This is a genomic window from Paracoccus sp. (in: a-proteobacteria) (assembly GCF_046289755.1).
Classification (GTDB): Bacteria; Pseudomonadota; Alphaproteobacteria; order Rhodobacterales; family Rhodobacteraceae; genus Paracoccus.
Window position 1 is genome coordinate 1 of record NZ_JBKBVD010000011.1, and the last position, 20,687, is coordinate 20,687.

The 20,687-nt window shown below is 66.4% G+C and carries 19 protein-coding genes; 18 read left to right on the forward strand and 1 reads right to left on the reverse strand.

Annotated elements, in window-relative coordinates; all coding sequences use genetic code 11:
• Positions 1 to 256: 256 nt before the first annotated feature.
• The 17 genes from ACK41U_RS05835 (at position 257) to ACK41U_RS05915 (ending at position 17,248) form a co-directional block, all read left to right on the forward strand.
• On the forward strand, positions 257 to 1,054 hold the full coding sequence (locus ACK41U_RS05835; RefSeq protein WP_409677191.1) for an inositol monophosphatase family protein: 798 nt from the start codon (positions 257 to 259) through the stop codon (positions 1,052 to 1,054).
• Positions 1,055 to 1,086: 32 nt separating this feature from the next.
• The gene (locus ACK41U_RS05840; protein ID WP_409677193.1) at positions 1,087 to 2,661 is read left to right on the forward strand and encodes an ABC transporter substrate-binding protein; all 1,575 of its coding nucleotides are present in this window, start codon (positions 1,087 to 1,089) and stop codon (positions 2,659 to 2,661) included.
• A gap of 93 nt (positions 2,662 to 2,754) precedes the next feature.
• A complete protein-coding gene (locus ACK41U_RS05845; RefSeq protein ID WP_409677195.1) occupies positions 2,755 to 3,735 on the forward strand; it encodes an ABC transporter permease in 981 nt (326 codons plus the stop codon).
• Positions 3,735 to 4,643: an ABC transporter permease gene (locus tag ACK41U_RS05850; RefSeq protein WP_409677197.1), complete on the forward strand. Its 909-nt coding sequence runs from the start codon at positions 3,735 to 3,737 to the stop codon at positions 4,641 to 4,643. The genes ACK41U_RS05845 and ACK41U_RS05850 overlap by 1 nt, the downstream gene beginning before the upstream one ends.
• 1 nt (position 4,644) lies before the next feature.
• Positions 4,645 to 6,483: an ABC transporter ATP-binding protein gene (locus tag ACK41U_RS05855; RefSeq protein WP_409677199.1), complete on the forward strand. Its 1,839-nt coding sequence runs from the start codon at positions 4,645 to 4,647 to the stop codon at positions 6,481 to 6,483.
• A complete protein-coding gene (locus ACK41U_RS05860; RefSeq protein WP_409677201.1) occupies positions 6,476 to 7,750 on the forward strand; it encodes a Zn-dependent hydrolase in 1,275 nt (424 codons plus the stop codon). Before ACK41U_RS05855 ends, ACK41U_RS05860 begins: the two co-directional genes overlap by 8 nt.
• Complete coding sequence (locus ACK41U_RS05865) at positions 7,747 to 8,736, forward strand: phosphotransferase family protein (RefSeq protein WP_409677203.1); 990 nt, start codon at positions 7,747 to 7,749, stop codon at positions 8,734 to 8,736. The genes ACK41U_RS05860 and ACK41U_RS05865 overlap by 4 nt, the downstream gene beginning before the upstream one ends.
• Positions 8,733 to 9,677 carry a choline kinase family protein gene (locus ACK41U_RS05870; RefSeq protein WP_409677205.1) on the forward strand — a complete coding sequence of 315 codons (945 nt, stop codon included), beginning with the start codon at positions 8,733 to 8,735 and terminating at the stop codon, positions 9,675 to 9,677. The genes ACK41U_RS05865 and ACK41U_RS05870 overlap by 4 nt, the downstream gene beginning before the upstream one ends.
• On the forward strand, positions 9,674 to 11,074 hold the full coding sequence (locus ACK41U_RS05875; protein ID WP_409677207.1) for an ethanolamine ammonia-lyase subunit EutB: 1,401 nt from the start codon (positions 9,674 to 9,676) through the stop codon (positions 11,072 to 11,074). Before ACK41U_RS05870 ends, ACK41U_RS05875 begins: the two co-directional genes overlap by 4 nt.
• A complete protein-coding gene (eutC, locus tag ACK41U_RS05880; RefSeq protein ID WP_409677209.1) occupies positions 11,071 to 11,826 on the forward strand; it encodes an ethanolamine ammonia-lyase subunit EutC in 756 nt (251 codons plus the stop codon). Before ACK41U_RS05875 ends, eutC begins: the two co-directional genes overlap by 4 nt.
• A gap of 64 nt (positions 11,827 to 11,890) precedes the next feature.
• Positions 11,891 to 12,376, forward strand: a complete 486-nt coding sequence (locus tag ACK41U_RS05885; protein ID WP_409677211.1) for an NUDIX hydrolase — start codon at positions 11,891 to 11,893, stop codon at positions 12,374 to 12,376.
• A gap of 215 nt (positions 12,377 to 12,591) precedes the next feature.
• Complete coding sequence (locus ACK41U_RS05890; protein WP_409677213.1) at positions 12,592 to 13,278, forward strand: GntR family transcriptional regulator; 687 nt, start codon at positions 12,592 to 12,594, stop codon at positions 13,276 to 13,278.
• Positions 13,275 to 14,099, forward strand: coding sequence for a transporter substrate-binding domain-containing protein (locus ACK41U_RS05895; RefSeq protein ID WP_409677215.1), 825 nt, complete (start codon positions 13,275 to 13,277; stop codon positions 14,097 to 14,099). The genes ACK41U_RS05890 and ACK41U_RS05895 overlap by 4 nt, the downstream gene beginning before the upstream one ends.
• A 74-nt stretch (positions 14,100 to 14,173) precedes the next feature.
• A complete protein-coding gene (locus ACK41U_RS05900) occupies positions 14,174 to 14,839 on the forward strand; it encodes an amino acid ABC transporter permease (protein WP_409677217.1) in 666 nt (221 codons plus the stop codon).
• 10 nt (positions 14,840 to 14,849) lie between these two features.
• On the forward strand, positions 14,850 to 15,515 hold the full coding sequence (locus tag ACK41U_RS05905; RefSeq protein WP_409677219.1) for an amino acid ABC transporter permease: 666 nt from the start codon (positions 14,850 to 14,852) through the stop codon (positions 15,513 to 15,515).
• 18 nt (positions 15,516 to 15,533) lie between these two features.
• Entirely contained in the window at positions 15,534 to 16,307 is a 774-nt protein-coding gene (locus ACK41U_RS05910) for an amino acid ABC transporter ATP-binding protein (protein WP_409677221.1), read from the forward strand.
• 26 nt (positions 16,308 to 16,333) lie between these two features.
• Complete coding sequence (locus ACK41U_RS05915; RefSeq protein WP_409677223.1) at positions 16,334 to 17,248, forward strand: aminotransferase class IV; 915 nt, start codon at positions 16,334 to 16,336, stop codon at positions 17,246 to 17,248.
• A 36-nt stretch (positions 17,249 to 17,284) separates the two neighbouring features.
• Here the strand turns inward: ACK41U_RS05915 and ACK41U_RS05920 are convergent, their stop codons facing one another.
• The gene (locus ACK41U_RS05920; RefSeq protein ID WP_409677225.1) at positions 17,285 to 18,973 is read right to left on the reverse strand and encodes a XylR N-terminal domain-containing protein; all 1,689 of its coding nucleotides are present in this window, start codon (positions 18,971 to 18,973) and stop codon (positions 17,285 to 17,287) included.
• A gap of 186 nt (positions 18,974 to 19,159) precedes the next feature.
• On the opposite strand from ACK41U_RS05920, the gene ACK41U_RS05925 reads away from it, so the two are divergent.
• Positions 19,160 to 20,632 carry an aldehyde dehydrogenase family protein gene (locus tag ACK41U_RS05925; protein ID WP_409677227.1) on the forward strand — a complete coding sequence of 491 codons (1,473 nt, stop codon included), beginning with the start codon at positions 19,160 to 19,162 and terminating at the stop codon, positions 20,630 to 20,632.
• Positions 20,633 to 20,687 lie beyond the last annotated feature (55 nt).

A 20,687-nucleotide genomic window follows, 5' to 3' on the forward strand; every position in this document is an offset into this window, starting at 1 on the left:
CACCTCCTTTGACTGCCGTTGTCTTTAGCATGGGCCCCGGGCATTGCCACAGCCGTCGCGGAATAATGTGGTTTTATGTGTGAATTCTGCCTGTGCTTTGGGGCCTGTTGCGCAATCTCCAGCGACGGCCTGCCCGAATTCGCGGCATTTCGCAGGGATCGCGGGTCTGCATGCAGAGAATTGTGGATTTTTGTGGGGGCCTGCGGCTACCGATCCAAAGAGACGCAAGGCAATCCACGTAAATCCACGAGGCAGCATGACGCTCGATCTGGCCGGGGCAGTGGCCTTCGCAAACCGCACAGCGGATGGGGCGCGCGACATCGCGCTTGGCTATTTCCGCCACGGCCTGCGGGTCGAGCACAAGGGCGATGACAGCCCGGTCACCGCCGCCGACCGCGAGATCGAGGCCTTTATCCGCGCCCGCATCGCCGAAAGCTGGCCCGGTCACGGCATCTATGGCGAGGAAGAGGGCGCGCAGGATCTGGACCGCCCGCATGTCTGGGTGGTCGATCCGATCGACGGCACGAAGAGCTTTGTGACCGGCCATCCGCTGTTCGGCCAGCTTCTGGCGCTGCTGCAGGACGGGGTGCCCTGTCTGGGCCAGATCGACATGCCGGTCACGGGCGAACGCTGGACCGGGGTGGCGGGCCGCGCGACGACACTGAACGGCCAGCCCTGCCGGACCAGCGCCTGCCGCGACCCGGCCACGGCCTTTGCCTATACGACCGATCCGCTGCTGTTCGAGGGCGCCACGGCTGCGGCCTTTGCGATGCTGCGCGATCAGGTCCGCATGATCCGCTTTGGCGGCGATTGCTACAACTATGCGCTGCTGGCCTCGGGTCATTGCGATCTGGTGCTGGAGACGGGGCTGCAGCCCTATGACTATCTGCCGGTGGTGCAGGTGGTGCGCGGGGCAGGCGGGGTCATCACCGACTGGCGGGGCGATGATCTGGGGGTCGGCTCGGACGGCAATGTGCTGGCCTCGGCCACCCCCGAACTGCACGCGGCCATGCTGCGCAAGCTGGCAGAGATACAGGACAGACAAGCGGCGTAAAGACCGCATCCCCCCTTCAACAGGAGAGTCAGATGGACAGACGGAACTTCATTCGCTACGGCGCGGCCGCCGGTGCCCTGTTCGGGACCGCCCGCATCAATCCCGACTTCTTCTTCCGCTCGGCCTATGCGCAAGAGGCGCGGCCGCTGGTCTTTCTGTCGGCCGAGAACATCACCGGCAACTGGGACCCCACCGCCCATACGACGCTGTCGCAGACCAATATCGAGGGTTTCGTGATGGGCTATCTGACCCGCGCGCCGATGCGCCCCGAGACACCCGACGAGGTGGTCTATGAACTGGCCACCGAGATCACCGAACTGGACGCCCACCGGCTGCAGATCAAACTGCGCGAGGGGGTGACATTCCACGACGGCAAGCCCTTCACATCCGAGGATGTCAAGGCCACGCTGGAATATGGCGCGCTGCCCGACCGCCCCAAGCAGGTCTATCCCGGCCCCACCGACACGTTCGAGGTGACCACGCCCGACGATTACACCGTGGTCATCGACACGTCGAAGGGCGGCTATGGCGCGTCGCTGTTCATCTTTCTGGCCTCGTATCTGCCGATGCTGTCGGCCACCGATATTGCCGCAGGCCCCAACGGTCCGCTGTCGCAGCGCCTGAACGGGACGGGGCCGTTCCGCTTTGTCGAACAGCGCGGCAATGACACGGTGATGGAGGCGTTCGCCGATTACTTCAAGGGCGCCCCCAAGGTGACGGGCGTGACCTTCAGCTTTGTGGGCGACGGGACGACGCGGATGCTGTCGCTGATGAACGGGCAGGCCGATGTGATCGAACGGCTGGAACCAGAACAGGTGCAGACGCTGGAGGCGGAAGAGGGCATCAAGATCTCTCGCCTCGTGTCGGTCGAGAACAAATATCTGTGGTTCCGCTGCTCGAAACCGCCCTTTGACGATCCGCGCCTGCGCCGGGCAGCGGCCCATGCCATCGACCGGTCCATGATCATGGAACTGATGGGCGCGGCCGGGGAAGCCTCGTCCAACTTCGTCTCGCCGATCAAGTTCGGCTATTACGACATTCCCGACTATCCCGAATACGACCCCGAAGAATGCCAGCGCCTGCTGGCCGAGGCGGGCTTTCCGGGCGGCGCGGGGCTGCCGGATCTGGAATACATCACCTCGACCGGGTTCTATCCCAAGACGCAGGAATATGGCGAGCTGATCGCCGCGATGCTGCAGGAACAGGGATTCCCGGTGACGCTGAACGTCATGGAGGTCGCGGCCTGGAACGAGCGTCTGTATGACCGCCCCGGCGGCGGGCCGGGCCATATGGTCGATTGCGGCTGGTCCACCGGCTCGCCCGAGCCCGATCTGGTGCTGCGCACGCATTTCCATTCCTCGTCCAAGCGCATCTGCGGCATCGAGGACCCCGAGATCGACGCGGCGCTGGACGAGGAGCGCAACGCCCCCTCGCTGGAGGCGCGGCGGGAATCGCTGCAGACCAACCTGATGCCGATGCTGGCCGAGAAGGTGCCCGCGCTGAGCCTGTTCACCTCGGTTCTGATCCACGGCATGCGCAACGAGGTCGACGGGCTGTTCATCTATCCCGACGGCCAGGCCGACGCGGCGACGACAACCCTCGCCTGACGCGCCGCCGGGACCGCCGCCCCTTCGACCTTCCCGGCGCGCGGTCCCGGACCCTTTTTCCGATGACACGCCACGCAGACAGCGGAGCCGCAGATGTTCATCCTTCGATTTCTTGGACGCCGGTTGTTTCAGGGCGCCATCATCGTCTTTCTGGTCTCGGCGCTGATCTTTACGCTGCTGCGAGTGGTGCCGGGCGACCCGGTGCGCCTGATGGCGGGCGGCATGGCGCCCGAGGCGCTGATCGAGCAGATCGCCGAAGACATGGGCCTGCGCGACCCGATCTGGCAGCAGTTCGGGCGCTATATGGGCGGCGTCGTGCAGGGCGATCTGGGGCAAAGCTTCGTGCGCCCGGCCAATGGCGCGGCGGTGGGCGGGGCCAGCTTTGACGACGCGACGCGCAGTGAACGGGCCGAGGTGCTGTCGCTGATCGCGACCACCGCGCCGATGACGCTGCAACTGGCGCTGCTGGCCATGGTCTTTGCGCTGATCATCGCGGTGCCGGTGGGCGTCTGGGGCGGGCTGCGTCCGGGGCGATGGCCCGACAAGATGGCGCTGTATCTGTCATCGCTGTTCGTCAGCCTGCCGAATTTCTGGCTGGGCATCGTTCTGGCGCTGATCCTGTCGGTCAAGCTGCAGCTGCTGCCCGCCATCGGCTATCGCGGATTCGCCTATACGATCCTGCCCGCGCTGGTGCTGGCGGTCGAGATCGCGCCCTTTATCATCCGCACGCTGACCGTGTCGGTCGCCGGGGTGATGCGGCAGAATTTCATCGACATCGCCCGCGTGCGGGGGCTGACCCGCCACCAGATCATCTTTCGCCATGCGCTGAAAAATTCGTCACTGCCGCTGCTGAACCTGCTGGGCGTGCAGTTTTCCATGCTGCTGGGCGGCGTGCTGGTGATCGAATTCATCTTTGACTATCCGGGCCTTGGGCTTTTGACCATCAACGCGGTCATGCAGCGGGACTTTCCGCTGATCCAGGGCATCGCCATCGTCACCGCCGCCGCATTCGTCCTGATCAACATTCTTGTCGATCTGGCCGCGTCGGCCATTGATCCAAGGCTGGACTATTGATGAGCAGCATCGACATTGACATCGCCTCTGCCCCTGTGGCCGACCGAAAGGTCTCGACCCGGATCTGGAATCTGGCCTTTGCCTCGGTCGAGTTCCGCATCGGGCTGATCGTGCTGACCACGCTGCTGGCCGCCGCCCTGTTCTATCCCGCCCTGTCAGGCATCGACCCCACCAAGATGAGCATCGCCACCCGGCTGGCCCCGCCGCTGTTTGCGGGCGAGGGCTGGAGCTGGGCGCATCCGCTTGGCACCGATCAGCTGGGGCGCGACATGCTGGTGCGGTCGCTGGTGGGTCTGCGCTATTCGCTGCTGATCGGGATCTCGACCACGGTGCTGATGCTGCTGGTGGGCGCGCTGATCGGGCTGTTCGCGGGCTATTTCGGCGGGCGGATCGACACGGTGCTGATGCGGCTGACCGATGCGCAGCTGTCCATTCCGATGATCATTCTGGCGATCACCATTCTGGGCGTCTCGCGGCCCACCATCCCCTCGATCATCCTTGTGCTGGGGCTGGCGGGCTGGCCGATCTATGCCCGCGTCATGCGGTCCACGGTCATGTCGGAACGCAAGAAGGAATATGTGCGCGGCGCGATGGTTCTGGGCGCGACCGACTGGCGGATCATGTTCGCGCTGATCCTGCCGCTGGTCCTGCCGCCGATGGCCTTTGTCGCGGTGCTGGATATCGCGCGGATGATGATCTTTGAATCGGTGCTGGGCTTTCTGGGTCTGGGCGTGCAGCCGCCCACGCCGACCTTTGGCAATATCATTGCCGACGGGCGGAAATACCTGATGAACGCGTGGTGGATCGCCACCATGCCGGGGATCTTTCTGGTGCTGGTCCTGACCAGCATCAACCTGATGGGCGCCGCGCTGGAGCGTGCCCGCAACACCATCTACGGAGGCGCGTGACATGGCCGACCACCTTGCGGCAGACAGCCTGCTTTCGGTGCGCAACCTGACCGTCACCGCCGGGGGCGCGCAGCCGATCCTGGACGACATCAGCTTTGATCTGGCCCCCCGCCAGATCCTGTCGGTGATCGGCGAAAGCGGATCGGGCAAGACGGTGCTGGCGCGCACGCTGGCCAGCTGGCTGTCGGCGCCGCTGCGCGTCACGGCGGGGCAGGTCTGGCTGGAGGGCCGCGACCTGATCGCCGAACCCGACCACGCCCGCAGCCTGTCGGGCCGCGAGATCGCCTATGTCGGCGGCAATCCCGCAGGCGCGCTGGACCCGACGATGACCGTGGGTGCGCAGCTGGTCGAAAAGCTGCGCGCCGTGCGCCCCGAGATCAGCCGCAGGGATGCCCGCGCCAAGGCCATCCGCCTGCTGCAGGCGGTGCGCATCCCGGCGGCGGAACGGCGGTTTCACGAATACCCGTTCCAGTATTCCGGCGGCATGATGCAGCGGGCGATGATCGTGGATGCGCTGATTTCCGACCCGGCGCTGCTGATTGCCGACAATATCACCCAGCCGCTGGATGTGACGGTGGCGGCCCAGATCCTCAAGCTGCTGCGGGAACTGAATGCGGAATTCTCGACCGCGATCCTGTTCATCTGTTCCTCGCTGCCGGTGGCCTGCGATGCCTCGGACGAGGTGATGGTGCTCAGCCGGGGCCGCGTGGTCGAACGTCAGACGCCCCGGGCGCTGACCACGGCGCCGCGCCACGCCTATACCAGGGCGCTGATCGCGGAACTGCCGACGCTATGGCAACAGGGGCCCGACCCGCGCGCGCCTGCGGCGGCCAGCCGCCCGATCATGTCGGTGCGCGGGGTCAGCAAGGCCTATGAGACGACCGGCAAATCCGGACGTGCGCTGGTGCAGGCCGTGCGGCGCGTCGATTTCGATGTCTTTGCCGGGGACAACTTCGGCATCGTGGGCGAATCCGGCTGCGGCAAATCCTCGCTGATGCGGCTGCTGACGGGGTTGGAGCGTCCGGATGGCGGGCAGATCCTGTTCAAGGGCGAGGATGTCGGCGCGGCCAGCCCCGGACGGCTGCGCGAACTGCGCCGTGACTTTCAGCTGGTGCTGCAGGACCCCTATGGATCGCTGCCGCCGCAATCCTCGATCGGGGCGATTCTGGAAGAGCCGCTGAAGATCCACCGGATCGGCAGCCGGGCCGAGCGTCGCGACCGCGCCCGCGCCGCCATGTCCGAGGTGGGGCTGGACCCCGGCCTGTACGAGCGCCTGCCCACCGGCCTGTCGGCAGGCCAGCGCCAGCGCCTGAACGTCGCCCGCGCGATGATCCTTGAACCCAGCCTTCTCATCATGGACGAGACCCTGTCGGCGCTGGACCAGACCGAACAGGGCAAACTGCTGGATCTGTTTGAACGGCTTCAGGCCCAGCACGGGTTCACCTATGTCTTCATCTCGCATGACCTGACGATGGTGCGGCAGGTCTGTTCGCGCATCGCGGTCATGTATCTGGGCGAGGCGGTCGAGGTCGCGCCGAACGACCGGATGTTCTTTGACCCCGGCCATCCCTACACGCGCGCCCTGCTGTCCGCCGCCCCCACGCTGGAGCCGCGCCGCTATCTGCCCGCCGATTGCCTGCTGGAGGGCGAGCCGCCCAGCCCCATCGACCTGCCGCCGGGCTGCGCCTTTGCCAGCCGCTGTCCCCATGCCTTCGACCGCTGCCGGGTCGAGAACCCCGCGCTGCTGTCGCGGGGCGGTCAGGCGCTGGCGGCCTGTTTCCTGAACCCCGACCCGGTCCGTGGCACCGACCCTGCACTGAACGAGGCCCTGCATGTCTGAGACCCTGACCCGCATCGACGCCGACCTGCTGTCACAACTGATGGAGGACGTCTCGCGCTTTGGCGCCACCGGCGATGGCGGGGTGGACCGCCCGGTGCTGACCGATGCCCACAAGGCCGCCCGCGACTGGTTCGCCGATCAGTTGCGGGCGCGCGGATATACGGTGCTGGTGGATGACATCGGCAATCTGTTCGGGCGGATTGATCTGGCCGGGCCGGATGCGCCGCTGATCATGGTCGGCTCGCATCTGGACAGCCAGCCCAAAGGCGGGCGTTTCGACGGCGCCTATGGCGTCGTCTGCGCGCTGGCCGCGATCGAGACATGGCGGCGCGAGGCCGCAGCCCTGGGCATCGCGCCCCGCTGCAACTATGTCATCGCCGACTGGATGAACGAAGAGGGGGCGCGGTTCCAGCCCAGCCTGCTGGGCTCGTCGGTCTATGCCGGGGCCATCGACCGGGACTGGGCGCTGGAGCGCCGCGACCGGGACGGCCTGTCGGTGGGCGGGGAACTGGCCCGCACCGGCTATCTGGGTCACGACCCCGCGCCCCGGCCCGATGCCTATCTTGAGATCCATATCGAGGGGGATGCCAAGATGGAAAGGGCCGGCGCCCGCATCGCGCCCTTCCTGCGCCATTGGGGCGCGCTGAAGGTCCGCATGGAGGTCACCGGCGCGCAGAACCATACCGGCCCCACCCCCATGGAGGACCGCCGCGACGCGATGCTGGGCGCGGCCCATGTCATCACCTTCATGCGCGATCTGGCCGACCGGGCGGCGGAGACGCTGTATACCTCGGTGGCGCGGGTCGATCTGTCGCCCAACTCGCCCAATATCGTGCCGGGTCTGGCCGTACTGTTCGGAGAGCTGCGCGCCCCCGAACCCGCCATGCTGGACTGGGCCGAGGCGGAATTGCGCGCGGCCCTGCCGGGGCTGGCCGCAAAGGCCGGGGTTCAGGCGGCCATCGTGGCGGTGGACCGGCGCATGGCGGGCCGGTTCGATCCGCGCCTCGTCGCGCTGACCGAGGCTGTGGCCGATGAGTTCGGCTATGCCCGGATGCGTCTGGACACGATCGGCGGGCATGATGCGGTGGCGGTGAACGCCATTCTGCCCGCCATCGTGATCGCGGTGCCCTCGGTCGGCGGGGTGATCCACCGGCATGACGAATATACCTCGCCCGAGGATCTGGCGGCGGGCGGTGATGTGCTGTCGCAGATGATCCGCCGCATCGACCGCGCGGGTGGCGATCTGGACCGGGCGGCGCAGCCATGACCGCCCCCGGTTCTGCGCCCGATCCCGTGAGCGCCCTGACCACGCCCGAGGCCCTGACCGCCGCGATCCGGGCGGCAGGGCTGGACCCGGACCGCGCCGGGCAGCCCGGCCCCGCCGCCCTTGCCTCGCCCAGCTATCTGGCGCTGGAAAGCGCGTCGGTCCTGCTGGACGGGCCGGAGGGGGCGGTGTTCCTGAAGGTGATGCATCCCGAGATGCGGGCCGGATTCGATCTGCCCGCGGCGATGCAGCTGGCGCGTCAGGCAGGCGCGGCGGGCGCGGGCCCGCGGGTGGTCTGGTCGGACAACGACATGGGCGCCATCGCGATGCAGGCCCTGACCGGCCCCGACTGGCACAGGGCCAGCCAGCACATGCTGCAGGACCCGGATGTCGTGGCGGGCGCCATGCAGGCGCTGCGCAGGCTGCACGCCACCGCGCCCCTGCCGCAGCGCTTTGACCCCTTCGCGCAGATCGACGCCCAGATCGCGGCGCTGGAGGGACTGGACGCGCTGCCCGATGACATCGGCTGGCTGCGGCGGCTGACCTTTCAGTGCCGGGCGCTGTGCCGGGACATGCCGCTGGTGCCCTGCCGCAATGACGGGGCGGCCTCGAACCTGATGCGGGGGGCCTCGGGTCAGGTGCTGCTGGTCGATTACGACCGCGCCGGGATGAACGACCCGATGTATGATCTGGGCTGCCTTCTGGCCGAGATCACCGATTTCCCGCAGGACATGCGGGCGGGTTACATCGCCTATGCCGGGCGGTTCGACGAGGCCGGTTTTGCCCGCGCGCGGCTTTGGTCGGTGGTCGATGACATGCTGCATGCGCTGTGGGCGCGGCGGATGTCGCGGGTCTCGGCCCGGCCGGGGGTGGAATGGCTGAAATACGGCGAATGGCGGCTGATGCGCCTGCGTCTGGCGCTGAACCATCCCGATTTTGAACAGATGCTGCGTCTGGCCACGCAGCCCCGGACAAGGGTTGCCGCATGATGATGAAACCTGTGGGCGCCGCCGCCCATCCGATGGAAGAGACGATCGAACGCGCGATCCGCGCCGCACCCCTGTTCGGGGACGGGGCCGGTCTTCTGTACGGGCCCGTATCAGGCGGCATCTCGAACGAGAACTGGCGGGTGCGCCGGGCCGATGGCTGTGGCGACTGGTTCGTCAAGGTGCCGGGCAACGGCACCGAGATGTTCATCGACCGGGTGGCGGCCATGGATGCCTCGCGCAAGGCCGCCGCTGCCGGTCTGGGGCCGCGCGTCTATGACGATCTGGCCGATCAGGGGATCGAGATCAACGATTTCCTGCCCGGTCACCGCCCCTCGACCCACAGCGATTTTGCGCAGGCCGCCATGCGTGCCGCCGCCATCGCCGCCTATCGCCGGATGCACGCGCTGCCAGCCCTGGGCCTGACCAAGACCGTCTTTGACATGATCGACGAACATCGCGACCAGTGCCGCATGCTGGACGCACCGCGCTTTCGCCACCACGACTGGGTGATGCTGCAAGAGGCGATGGCGCGCGAGGCGCTGGCGGCGGCGGGGATGGATCTGGTGCCCTGCTTCAACGACCCGATGCCCGGCAATTTCATGATCGGGCCGGACGGGTCGATCATGCTGATCGACTATGAATATTGCTCGATGAATGACCGCTGCTATGATCTGGCGATCTGGTTTGGAGAAATGTTCTTTACCCCGGCGCAGGAGGCAGAGCTGATCGAGGCATATTTCGGGCATGTCAGCCGACAGTTGCTGGCGCGCGTGGCGGTGCACAAGGCGCTGGCCGATGTGAAATGGGCGCTGTGGTCGATGGTGCAGCTGCGCGTGTCGCGGCTGGATTTCGATTTCCATAAATACGGCATGTGGAAGCTGATGCGCTTTCGCCAGATCACCGGCCATCCGGACTGGCCCCTGCATCTGCGCTCGCTGTGAGCCTCTATCGCGCCTGCGCGCGGGGCGAGACGTTCCGCTTTGACAGCCTGCGGGCGGTGATGGCTGCGGCCTCGTCCGAACGTTCGGGCGATCAGCTGGCGGGGATCGCGGCGGACAGCGCCCTGCAGCGGGTGGCGGCGCGTCGCGTGCTGATGGACCTGCCGCTGCGGGCGTTTCTGGATGAGGCGCTGATCCCCTATGAGGCGGATGATGTCACCCGGCTGATCCTTGACAGCCACGACCGCGCGGCCTTTGCCCCGGTGGCGGCGATGACGGTGGGCGATCTGCGCGACTGGCTGCTGTCACCGGCGGCGGATGCCCCGGCGCTGGCCGCGCTGGCGCCCGGCCTGACGCCCGAGATGGTGGCCGCCGTCAGCAAGCTGATGCGCCATCAGGATCTGATCCGCGTGGCCCGCAAGATCCGCGTGGTCACCGCCTTTCGCAACACGATCGGCGGGCCGGGGGTGCTGGCCTCGCGCCTGCAGCCCAATCACCCGGCGGATGATCCGCGCGGGATCGCGGCGGCGGTGCTGGACGGGCTGTTGCAGGGCGCGGGCGATGCGGTGATCGGGATCAACCCGGCCTCGGACAATCTGGCGAACTGCCACGCGCTGCTGACAGCACTGGACGAGATGCGGGCCGCGCTGGAGATCCCGACCCAGACCTGCGTGCTGACCCATGTGACCAATGCGCTGACCCTGCTGGCGCGCGGCGCGCCGGTCGATCTGATCTTTCAGTCGGTGGCGGGCAGTCAGGCCGCCAATGACGGCTTTGGCGTCACCCTGTCGCTGCTGGCCGAGGCGCATCAGGCGGGGCTGGCCGCCGGGCGTGGCACGGTCGGGCAGAACGTGATGTATTTCGAGACGGGGCAGGGCTCGGCCCTGTCCTCGGACGGCCATCACGGCGTCGATCAGCAGACGATGGAGGTGCGCGCCTATGCGGTCGCTCGCGCCTATGACCCGCTGCTGGTGAATACGGTCGTGGGCTTTATCGGGCCGGAATACCTGTATGACGGCAAGCAGATCACCCGCGCGGGGCTGGAGGATCATTTCTGCGGCAAGCTGATGGGCCTGCCGATGGGGGTCGATGTCTGCTATACCAACCATGTCGAGGCCGATCAGGATGACATGGACACGCTGGCCACCCTGCTGGCGCAGGCGGGGGTCAGTTTCGTCATCGCCGTGCCGGGTGCCGATGACGTGATGCTGGGCTATCAAAGCCTCGCCTTCGAGGATATCGCCTATCTGCGCGAGGTGACCGGCCTGACACCCGCCCCCGAATTCGCCCGCTGGCTGGAGGATTTCGGCCTGTCCGGGCCCGGGTCTGGCTCTGGGTCCGCGTCCGGGCAGGTGGCGGATGCGGACGCGCTGGCCCGCCGTCTGGGCTTGCCCGCATGAGCCGCCCCGATCTGTACCGCCGCCTGACCCAGCTGACCCCCGCGCGCCTGCGGCTGGAGGCGGGGGCCGGGCCTGCGCGCCTGACCGACCTGCTGGATTTTCAGCAGGATCACGCGGCGGCACGCGATGCGATCCACGGGCAGGTCGATTGGGACGCGCTGGCCCGCGATCTGTCGCCGCTGCCGGTGCTGCATGTGGCCAGCCGCGCCACCGATCGCGCCACCTATCTGCGCCGCCCGGATCTGGGGCGGCAACTGGCGACGGCGGATCTGCCCCGGCTGGAACCGCCGCTGCTGGTGGTGATCGGTGACGGTCTGTCGGCGCCTGCCGTCATGGCGCAGGCCGCGCCCCTGATGGCCGCGCTGTCCGCCCGCCTGCCCGAATTGCAGGACCAACCCGTCGTGCTGGCGCGGGGCGCCCGCGTGGCGCTTGGCGATGCGGTGGGCTGGGCGATGGGCGCCGCCATGGTCCTGATGCTGATCGGAGAGCGTCCGGGCCTGTCGGTCGCCGACAGTCTGGGCGCCTATCTGACGCTGGCCCCGCGCATCGGTCTGCGCGACAATGCACGCAACTGCGTGTCGAACATCCATGGCCGGGGCGGGCTGTCCCATGCCGCCGCCGCCGACCGCCTGACATGGCTGATCCGCGAGGCCCGCCGCATCGGTGTCACCGGCGTGGCGCTGAAGGATGACAGCGGCGGCGGGCTGCCGGGCGGGGCGCAGGCGGCGCCGGTTGCGGGCAAGCCTGCCTGACGGCCGCCTGGCAGGGCGGTCGGGGGGCGTTGCGGATGCCGGGCCGGTTGCATAGAAAACGGCCATGACCATCTGGCGCCCTCATTCCGGAATCCGCGTGAAAGCGCTGGGGCTGCACTGGCGCGGCGACCGGCTGCTGGCCGCAGAGGTCACGGATGACCGGGGCCGTGTGAAAGGCGTGCGCCCGCTTGGCGGAACCGTCGAGTTCGGCGAAACGGTCGAGGCTGCGGTGATCCGCGAGTTCAGGGAAGAGCTGGGCATCACCGTGCAGACCAAAGCCCCGCCCGTTTTCATGGAGAACCTCTTTACCCATGAGGGGCGCCCCGGCCATGAGATCCTTGCCATTTTCGATGTAATCTTTCCGCCCGGCGCGTTCGAGAATGAGACCCGCATCGCGTTTCACGAGGATAGCGGGACCGAATGCTTCGCCGAGTGGTTCGATCCCGACGACCTTGATGTGCCTGGCCGACCGCAGCTTTTCCCGCATGGATTGAAAGCGTATCTGACCGGGGCGGCACGAGCGGGAACGATCACTCCGGCCAGCGACTGACCCTCATCCGTGGGCGGGGCAAGGGCCAACAGGCGACCGGCGCGGCGGCGGGTGCCGGGGCTGCGCATTCCTCCAATACGCCCGCCATCTGCCTATGCAGCAGGCACGTCCGCCCCATAGTTGTAGACAACCTACAAAAGACCTTGGTCGAACCCGCTCTTGCGTTGTAGACAATCTTCAATCCTATTTTCGGAGGCACGGAGCCGGTGAATTCCATGTCGGTCAAACGAGAGACGATGGGTGCTCAGATCTGCACCATGATGCGCGCCGCCATCCTGTCGGGCCAGTTCGAACCCGGCGAGGTGGTGACCGAAAGCGGGCTGGCGGTGCGTTTCGGCACAAGCCGCGGGCCGATGCGGGAAGCCCTGCGCCAGCTGATTGATCAGGGCCTCATTGTGTCGGTGCCCTATACCGGCACCCGCATCGTCGATCTGTCGACCAAGGATATCAACGACATCTACGCCATGCGCATCTGTCTGGAGGTGTTCGCCTTCGAGCTGATCTGGGATCGCCGTACCCCCCAGTTCGAGGCAGAACTGCGGGCGCGTCATCGTCGGCTGCTGGACGCCATCGACGCACAGGACGATGTGCGGGCCATTGATGCCGAACTGGATCTGCACGGGCTGTCCTATGAGACCAGCGACAACCAGATCCTGCTGTCCAACTGGTCCAGCATCCGCGGACGCCTGCAGGTCTATTGGGCCGCGCATCACCGCGCCCACGGCATGTCCGGCCCCAGACGCGACAGCCACGACGCCTATATCCGGTCGGCGCTGGGGAATGACCTCTCGGCAATGAAAGCCGAAATCGAGGACCACATGCAGCGTGGACTCGAAAAAACCAAAGCCTTTGTCAGAACGCTGGAACAGGCGCGGACCAGATCCAACAGGAGAACGACATGAACAGACGGACCCTTCTTATCCTTGCCGCCACGGCCAGCCTGTCGGCCGCGATGCCTGCGCTGTCTCAGGACAGCGGGACCATGGCGCAGGTCAGGGACACCGGCCAGCTTCGCATCGGCGTCACCTCGGCCGAGCCGTGGTTCTACAAGGACCCGATGTCGGAACAATGGACCGGCGTCGGCGTCTCGATGGGCGAGCGGATGGCCGCAGAACTGGGCGTCGAGATGGTCCCGGTCGAGACCTCATGGGTCAATGCCGTGGCAGGTCTGCAGGCCAATCAGTTCGACCTGATGTTCGTTCTGGACCCCACGGAAGAGCGCAGGACGGCGATAGATTTCCCCGAAAACCCGCTGTTCTACTATGCGATGGGGGCCCTGGTGGCCGAGGACAGCACGGCCAGCACCTGGCAAGACCTCGATACGGCAGAGATGCGTCTGGGTGTGACCATGGGCACCTCGCTGGACCGCAATGTCACCGAGATGATGGCCAATGCCGAAATCAACCGCTTTGCGTCGAATGACGAGGCGATCGCCGCCTTTGCGGCGGGCCGGGTCGATGCGGTGGTGCAGTTTCACCCGGCGCTGATCGTGCAGTATTCGCGCCTGAAGCTGGGCAAGGTGCTGCTGCCGACGCCGGTGGACCCGGTCGAGACCTCGGTGGGCCTGCGCAAGGAAGACAGCGCCGCGTTCCGGGACTGGGTGAACACCACGCTGGCAACGTTCTACGAGAACGGCGTCCCGGATCAGATGTTCCAGGCCTATCTGTCCGGAAAGGGCATCAGCCCCGAGGGCATTCCCGGCCTGGAAAAAGAAGCCTGGTAATCGCCGACCGGACACCCGCGCGCCGGATGGGCGCGGGTGTCCGTCTTTCTGATCCCTGACGCGAAAGTCGCCATATGGACTATTCCTGGGACTTTGCGCCGGTGCTTGCGCGTTTCGACATGCTGGCGCTGGGGCTGTTCAACACGATCAGGATCGCGGCGGTCTCGATCGTTCTGGGCGTGCTGGTCGGCATGGTCCTTGCGGTCATGCGCCTGTCGCCACGCCGGTGGCTGCGATGGCCGGCGGCGGTCTTTATCGAATTTTACCGCAACACGCCGCCGATCGTGCATTTCTTCTGGTTCTTCTATGCCTTGCCGGTGATGCTGTCGGTCAGCCTCAGCCCCTATATGGCCGCCGTTCTCGCCCTGTCGACGCAATCGGGGGCCTTTTACGCAGAGGTGTTCCGGGGCGGGATCGTCTCGGTCGAGCGCGGCCAGTGGGAGGGCGGGAAAGCCATCGGCATGAGCCACGCGGCGCTGATGCGGCGCATCATCGTGCCACAGGCCGCCTCGCGGATGGTGCCGCCGTTCATCGAGCGCAGCTTCGAGCTGCTCAAGACAACCGCGCTGGCCTCGACGCTGGCCTATGCCGATCTGCTGTATCAGGCGATGATGGTGAACTCGGAAACCTTCCGCCCGCTGGAGGTCTATACGACGATCGCGGCCATGTATCTGGTCCTTCTGGTGACGGCCAGCCAGCTGGCCCGCCTCGTTGAAAACCGGCTGACGGCCTATCAATGAGGTCCGGACGATGAACTACATTCCCGAATTCAGCATCGTCACCGACAACTGGATTGTCCTGCTGCGCGGCCTGTGGGTGACGATCCAGATCTGGATTCCGTCCATCCTGCTGGGCCTGATGGGCGGCTTTGTCGTCGCGCAGGCCCGGCTGTCGCGGCGCAGATGGCTGTCCGGCACAAGCCTGATCTATGTCGAGCTGTTCCGCGACACGCCGGTGCTGATCCAGCTGATCTGGTTCTACTACGCCTTCCCCATTCTGATCGGGGTGCAGCTGAGCCCGTTTTCGGCGGCCCTGCTGGGACTGGCGCTGAACACCTCGGCCTATGCGTCCGAGATCTTTCGCGGCGGCATCCGGTCGATCCACCGGGGCCAGATGGAGGGGGCGAAGGCGATCGGCATGACCGGGGGGCAGGCGATGCGGCGCATCATCCTGCCGCAGGTGGTCAAGCGGATGCTGCCGGCCTTCACCAACCGGATGATCGAAGTGGCCAAGATGTCGTCGCTGGCCTCGGTGATCTCGGTCCACGAGCTGATGTATCAGGGGCGGCTGCTGTCCTCGACCTATTACCGTCCGTTCGAGATTCTGACGGCGGTGGCGTTCATCTACTTCGTCCTGATCTATCCCGGCACGTTTCTGGCCGGGCGGCTGGAAAAGCATCTGGCGCGGTCAAACTGACACCGGAAAGGACCCGATATGACACGCAAACCCATTCTGGACATCAAGGGCCTGCACAAACGCTTTGGCGATCACCACGTTCTCAGGGGCATTGATTTTCAGGTCGAGCCCGGAGAGCGCGTCGCCATCATCGGCGGCTCCGGCTCGGGCAAATCCACGTTTCTGCGCTGCATGAATTTCATGGAGACGCTGAGCGAAGGCGAGGTGTGGATCGACGGCGAACGCATCGGCGTGGAAGCCAACGGCCGCGTGACCTATCCCGAGAAACAGCTGTGCGGCGTCCGTCAGCGGCTGGGGATGGTGTTCCAGCAGTTCAACCTCTTTCCGCACATGACGGTTCTGCAGAACGTCATGGAAGGGCTGGTGACGGTCAAAGGCATGGCAAGGCAGCAGGCCAGAGCCATCGCCGTCCGCGAATTGGCCAAGGTGGGGCTGGAGGACAAGCACGACGCCTGGCCCGGCCGTCTGTCGGGCGGGCAGCAGCAACGCGTGGCGATCGCCCGCGCCCTGTCGATGGAGCCCGAGGTTTTGCTGTTCGACGAGCCGACCTCGTCGCTGGACCCGGAACTGGTCGGAGAGGTGCTGCGGGTCATCAACCAGCTTGCCTCGGAAGGCCGGACCATGCTGCTTGTGACGCATGAGCTGGGCTTTGCCTATCACTTCGCGACCAGAGTGATCTTTCTGGCCGAGGGGGTGTTTCACGAAGTCGGCACACCCGATCAGGTCCTCAAGAACCCACAGCAGGCGCGCACGCAGGAATTCCTGCGCCGCTTTGGCGAATTCGCGTTCTGAACATCTTCAAGAAACAAGGGAATATCATGACCCCGCTCAGCAGCACGTCATCGCAAAGCTATGTGAAAGACCCCAGAAACGATGGCGTGGAGATCTATGTCAACGGCGCGTTCTTCGCGCGGGACGAGGCCAGAGTGTCGGTGTTCGACGCCGGTTTCGTTCTGGGCGACGGCGTGTGGGAAGGCATCCGGCTGATCAATGGCAAACTGCTTGCCATCGACGAGCATATCGACCGCATCTTTGAAGGCGCAACCTCGATCCAGCTGGATATCGGCTACAGCAAGGACGAGCTGATCGGCGAAATCTGGAAATGTCTGCGCCACAACGGCATGCATGACGGTGTCCATATCCGGATGATGATTTCACGCGGGCGCAAATCGACGCCCAATCAGGACCCGCGCTTTATCGTGGGCGGCGCCACCATTGTCATCGTGGCCGAGTGGAAACAGCCGAACCCGGCCCTCAGGGACACCGGGCTGAAGCTGATGACCTCGACCATTCGCTGTTCGACCCCGGATGTCTTTGATCTTCGCCTGAACTCTCATTCGCGGCTGAATTTCATTCAGGCCCTGCTTCAGGCGATCAACATGGGCGCCGACGAGGCGCTGATGCTGGACGATCGCGGCTTTGTCGCCTCGTGCAATTCGACGAATTTCTTCATTTTCCGGGGGGACGAGCTGTGGACCTCGGACGGGCTGACCTGTTTCAACGGCATCACCCGCAAAAAGGTCATTCAGCTGTGGCGTGACGCAGGCATGACGGTCCGCGAAAAGCCGTTCACCCTGTCCGAGGTCTATTCCGCCGACGAGGCCTTTGTGACCGGAACGCTTGGCGGGATCACCCCGGTCGCCAGCATCGACGGCCGGGCCATCGGATGCGGCAGGCCCGGACCGCGCACGGCACGGATGAACGACATCTATCAGGCGTTCATCGCGGGGTGACAGTCGGGGCGTGCCCGCCGCCCCATCGGCGCATCGTCAGGGTGACGGCCCGGCCCTGCCGGGGATCAGGCCCAGCTTGTGCAGCCGATAGTCCAGCTTGGCGCGGCTCAGCCCCAGGGCGCGGGCGGCGGCAGACACGTTCCCCCCGGCCGCCGCCAGCGCCCGGGCATAGGTCTCGGCCTCGATCTCGGAAAAGGTCAGCCCGTCGGCTGGTATGTCGCCCGTGGCGCGGCGCCGCACGATCCGGCCGGACATATGCAGACCGTCGACGAATTCGGGCATTTCCTCGATTCCGGTGAACAGATGCGAGATGTCCAGATCGCCTCCGGCCTCGGCATAGATCACGCCCCGTTCGATCATGTTCGACAATTCGCGGACATTGCCGGGAAAGTCATAGCGCAGCAACAGCGTCAGCGCCGCGCCTGAAATCCGGCGCAGGGGTTTGTGGTGCTTGCGGCTGTGCAGGCGCAGGAAATGGTCGATCAGCACCGGCAGATCGTCGCGCCGCTCGCGCAGCGGCGGCAGCGAGACAGGCAGCAGCGACAGCCGGAAATACAGATCGGCGCGGATGGTGCCCTGCGTCATCGCCTCGCGCGGGGGGGACGAACTGGCCGACATGATCCGCAGCGGCAGCGCGCCGCCGACATCGGCCAGATGTGCTGCCAGCAGGGATTGCTGCACCGCCGGCAGGGTAAAGACATCGTTCAGAAACAGGGTCCCCCCCTCGGCCCGGCGCAGCGCGCCCTCGGGGCCGGTCAGGGGGCGGGCCGAGGGATCGTCGATCCAGGCGCCGCAGTTGACCGCGATGAAGGGGCCGTTGGGCGTGCGGCCGATCTGATGCAGGCGGCGGGCGAAAAATTCCTTGCCGGTGCCGGGCTCGCCCAGAAACATCACCGGCTCGTCATAGCCCGCGACGCGTTCGACCAGCCGCCGGGCGCGCTCGATCCCGGCGGTGCGGCCGATGATCGGGTGGGCAACCTCGGGCGGGGCGGCGGTCGCATCGGGGCTGGCGGGCGGCGTCCATGGCCGCGACCGGGGCCGCACCGGCGCCTTGGCGAATTCGCGCAGTTCGGGGACATCATCGCCCCATGCAGCGGCGTTGCGCCCGATCACCACGCAGCGTTCGGCGCCCATGGCGACGCATTCGACCTCGCGAAAGATCACCGGCTGGCCCAGCAGGGCCGAGGTGTATCCGGCGGGCGTGCCGGTCTGCATCCAGCAGGCCGGGCAGTCCGAGACACCGAAATGCGTCAGATGCTCTTGCGCTTCGGTGCTGTCATGCCAGTGAAACTCGCCGTGGTAATGGCCGCGCGAAATGTCGAACTCGAACCGCTTGGTCGTGACCTTCACGAATCCTTCCATCGTGTGCAGCCGGGGTCCGGCGGCAAGGGCGGCGGTCAGGTCCTGCTGCTTGAAGCGTTTCTGCACCAGACTGGCATATTGTTCCCCCTGCACCAGACCAGTGCGATAGAACAGGCGGCGGGCGGCCCCGGTCCCGATCGCGCGGATGATCTGGTGGCGCAGGCTGCCCAGCAGGCGCGTCTGCATCATCACCATCCGCTCGTCATTCAGCCAGATGCGCCCGTCGCCCAGGGCGAACTGCAGCGCGCCCGCCAGATCGGCCAGCGTCGGCGCGGCGCCCTCGTCCAGCAGGCGGCTGTCGCCGCGCGCGGTGAGTCGCGGCGCCCGGCGCGCGGCCTCGGTCAGTGAGATGCGGTCGCCCATTTGCAGGCTTTCATGCAGTGATGAGAATAATTCACGATATGATGAAACGCGCCGCACTGCAACGAAATCAGAATTGTTGTTATATGTCAGTGACTAACGCCATAATATTCCGGCGCATATTTTGAATTTGCACCACAGTGCGCATCTGGCCATCCCGTTTGCAGTCAAATTCGGGAGGAGAGACGAATGGACGGGACGCAGCACGATTTCATGGCGGTGGGAACATGGCAGGGGCGGCTCTATTCCGGCGGCTGGGTCACGGCCACGGGCGGGGCGGCTGACGTGATCGCACCGGGCGATGGCGGAACACTTGCCTCGGTCGGCACCGGCGGGCCTGCGGATGTGGCCGCTGCCGCCCGGGCCGCCCGCGCGGCACAACCCGCATGGGAGGCGACACCGGCGCACAAACGCGCGCAGATCCTGACCGCCGCCGCCGCTCTGCTGGAGCGGCACCGCGATGAGCTGATGCCGTGGATCATCCGCGAGACCGGCTCGATCCCGCCCAAGGCCGCCGTCGAGATCGAGCATTCGGCCAGTTTTCTGCGCGCCGCCGCCGCCATCGCGACCGAGCCTGCGGGCCGCATCCTGCCCAGCATGGACGGGCGCCACGAGGAATTGCTGCGCGTGCCGCATGGCGTGGTCGGCGTCATCTCGCCCTTCAACTTTCCGCTGGTCCTGTCGATCCGGGCGATTGCGGCGGGGCTGGCCACCGGCAATGCCATCGTCCACAAGCCCGATCCGCGCACGCCGGTTTCCGGGGGCATCATCATCGCCCGCATCTTCGAAGAGGCCGGTCTGCCCGCCGGTCTGCTGCATGTCATCCCCGGTGGCGGCGATGTCGGCGCGGCTTTGTGCGAGGACCCTGATATCGCGATGGTCAGCTTTACCGGCTCGGCCGAGGTGGGGGCCAAGGTCGGCGGCGCCTGCGGGCGAACGCTCAAACGGGTGCAGCTGGAACTGGGTGGCAAGAACGCGCTGATCATTCTGGACGATGCCGATCTTGACACCGCCGTCTCGAACGCCGCCTGGGGGGCGTGGCTGCATCAGGGCCAGATCTGCATGGCGACGGGGTTGATCCTTGCGCCTGCCGCCATGGCGGGCGCGGTGGCCGATGCGCTGGCCGCCAAGGCCGCGCATCTGCCCGTTGGCGATCCGGCAAACGAGCCCTGCGCGATGGGTCCGCTGATCACCGAGGCCGAGGCGGTCCGCGTCAAGGCGATCGTCGACGATGCCGTGGCCAAGGGGGCCCGGCTTCTGGCAGGCGGCACGCCGCAGGGGCGGATGTTCCCGGCAACGGTGCTGGCCGATGTGATGCCCGGCATGCGTGCCTTTGATGAAGAGATCTTTGGCCCCGTCGCGGTGGTGGTGGCCTGTGACAGCGACGATCACGCGGTCGCGCTGGTGAACCGGTCTGATTACGGGCTGGCGGCGGGCATCATCAGCCGCGATCCGGCCCGCGCGCGCGCTATCGGCAACCGGCTGCGCGTGGGGCATCTGCACATCAACGACCAGACCGTCGTGGCCAGCCCGCTTGCGCCTTTTGGCGGGCGTGGGCGGTCGGGCAATGGCAGCCGCATCTCGGGCCCGGCCATCTGGGAAGAGTTCACGCAATGGGTCTGGGTCACCACCCGCAGCGAAGCCCTTGCCACGCCGTTCTGACCGGGCGGCGCGGGCCGCGTTTCATTCACCGACATTTCCGGGCCGTCCGGATCGC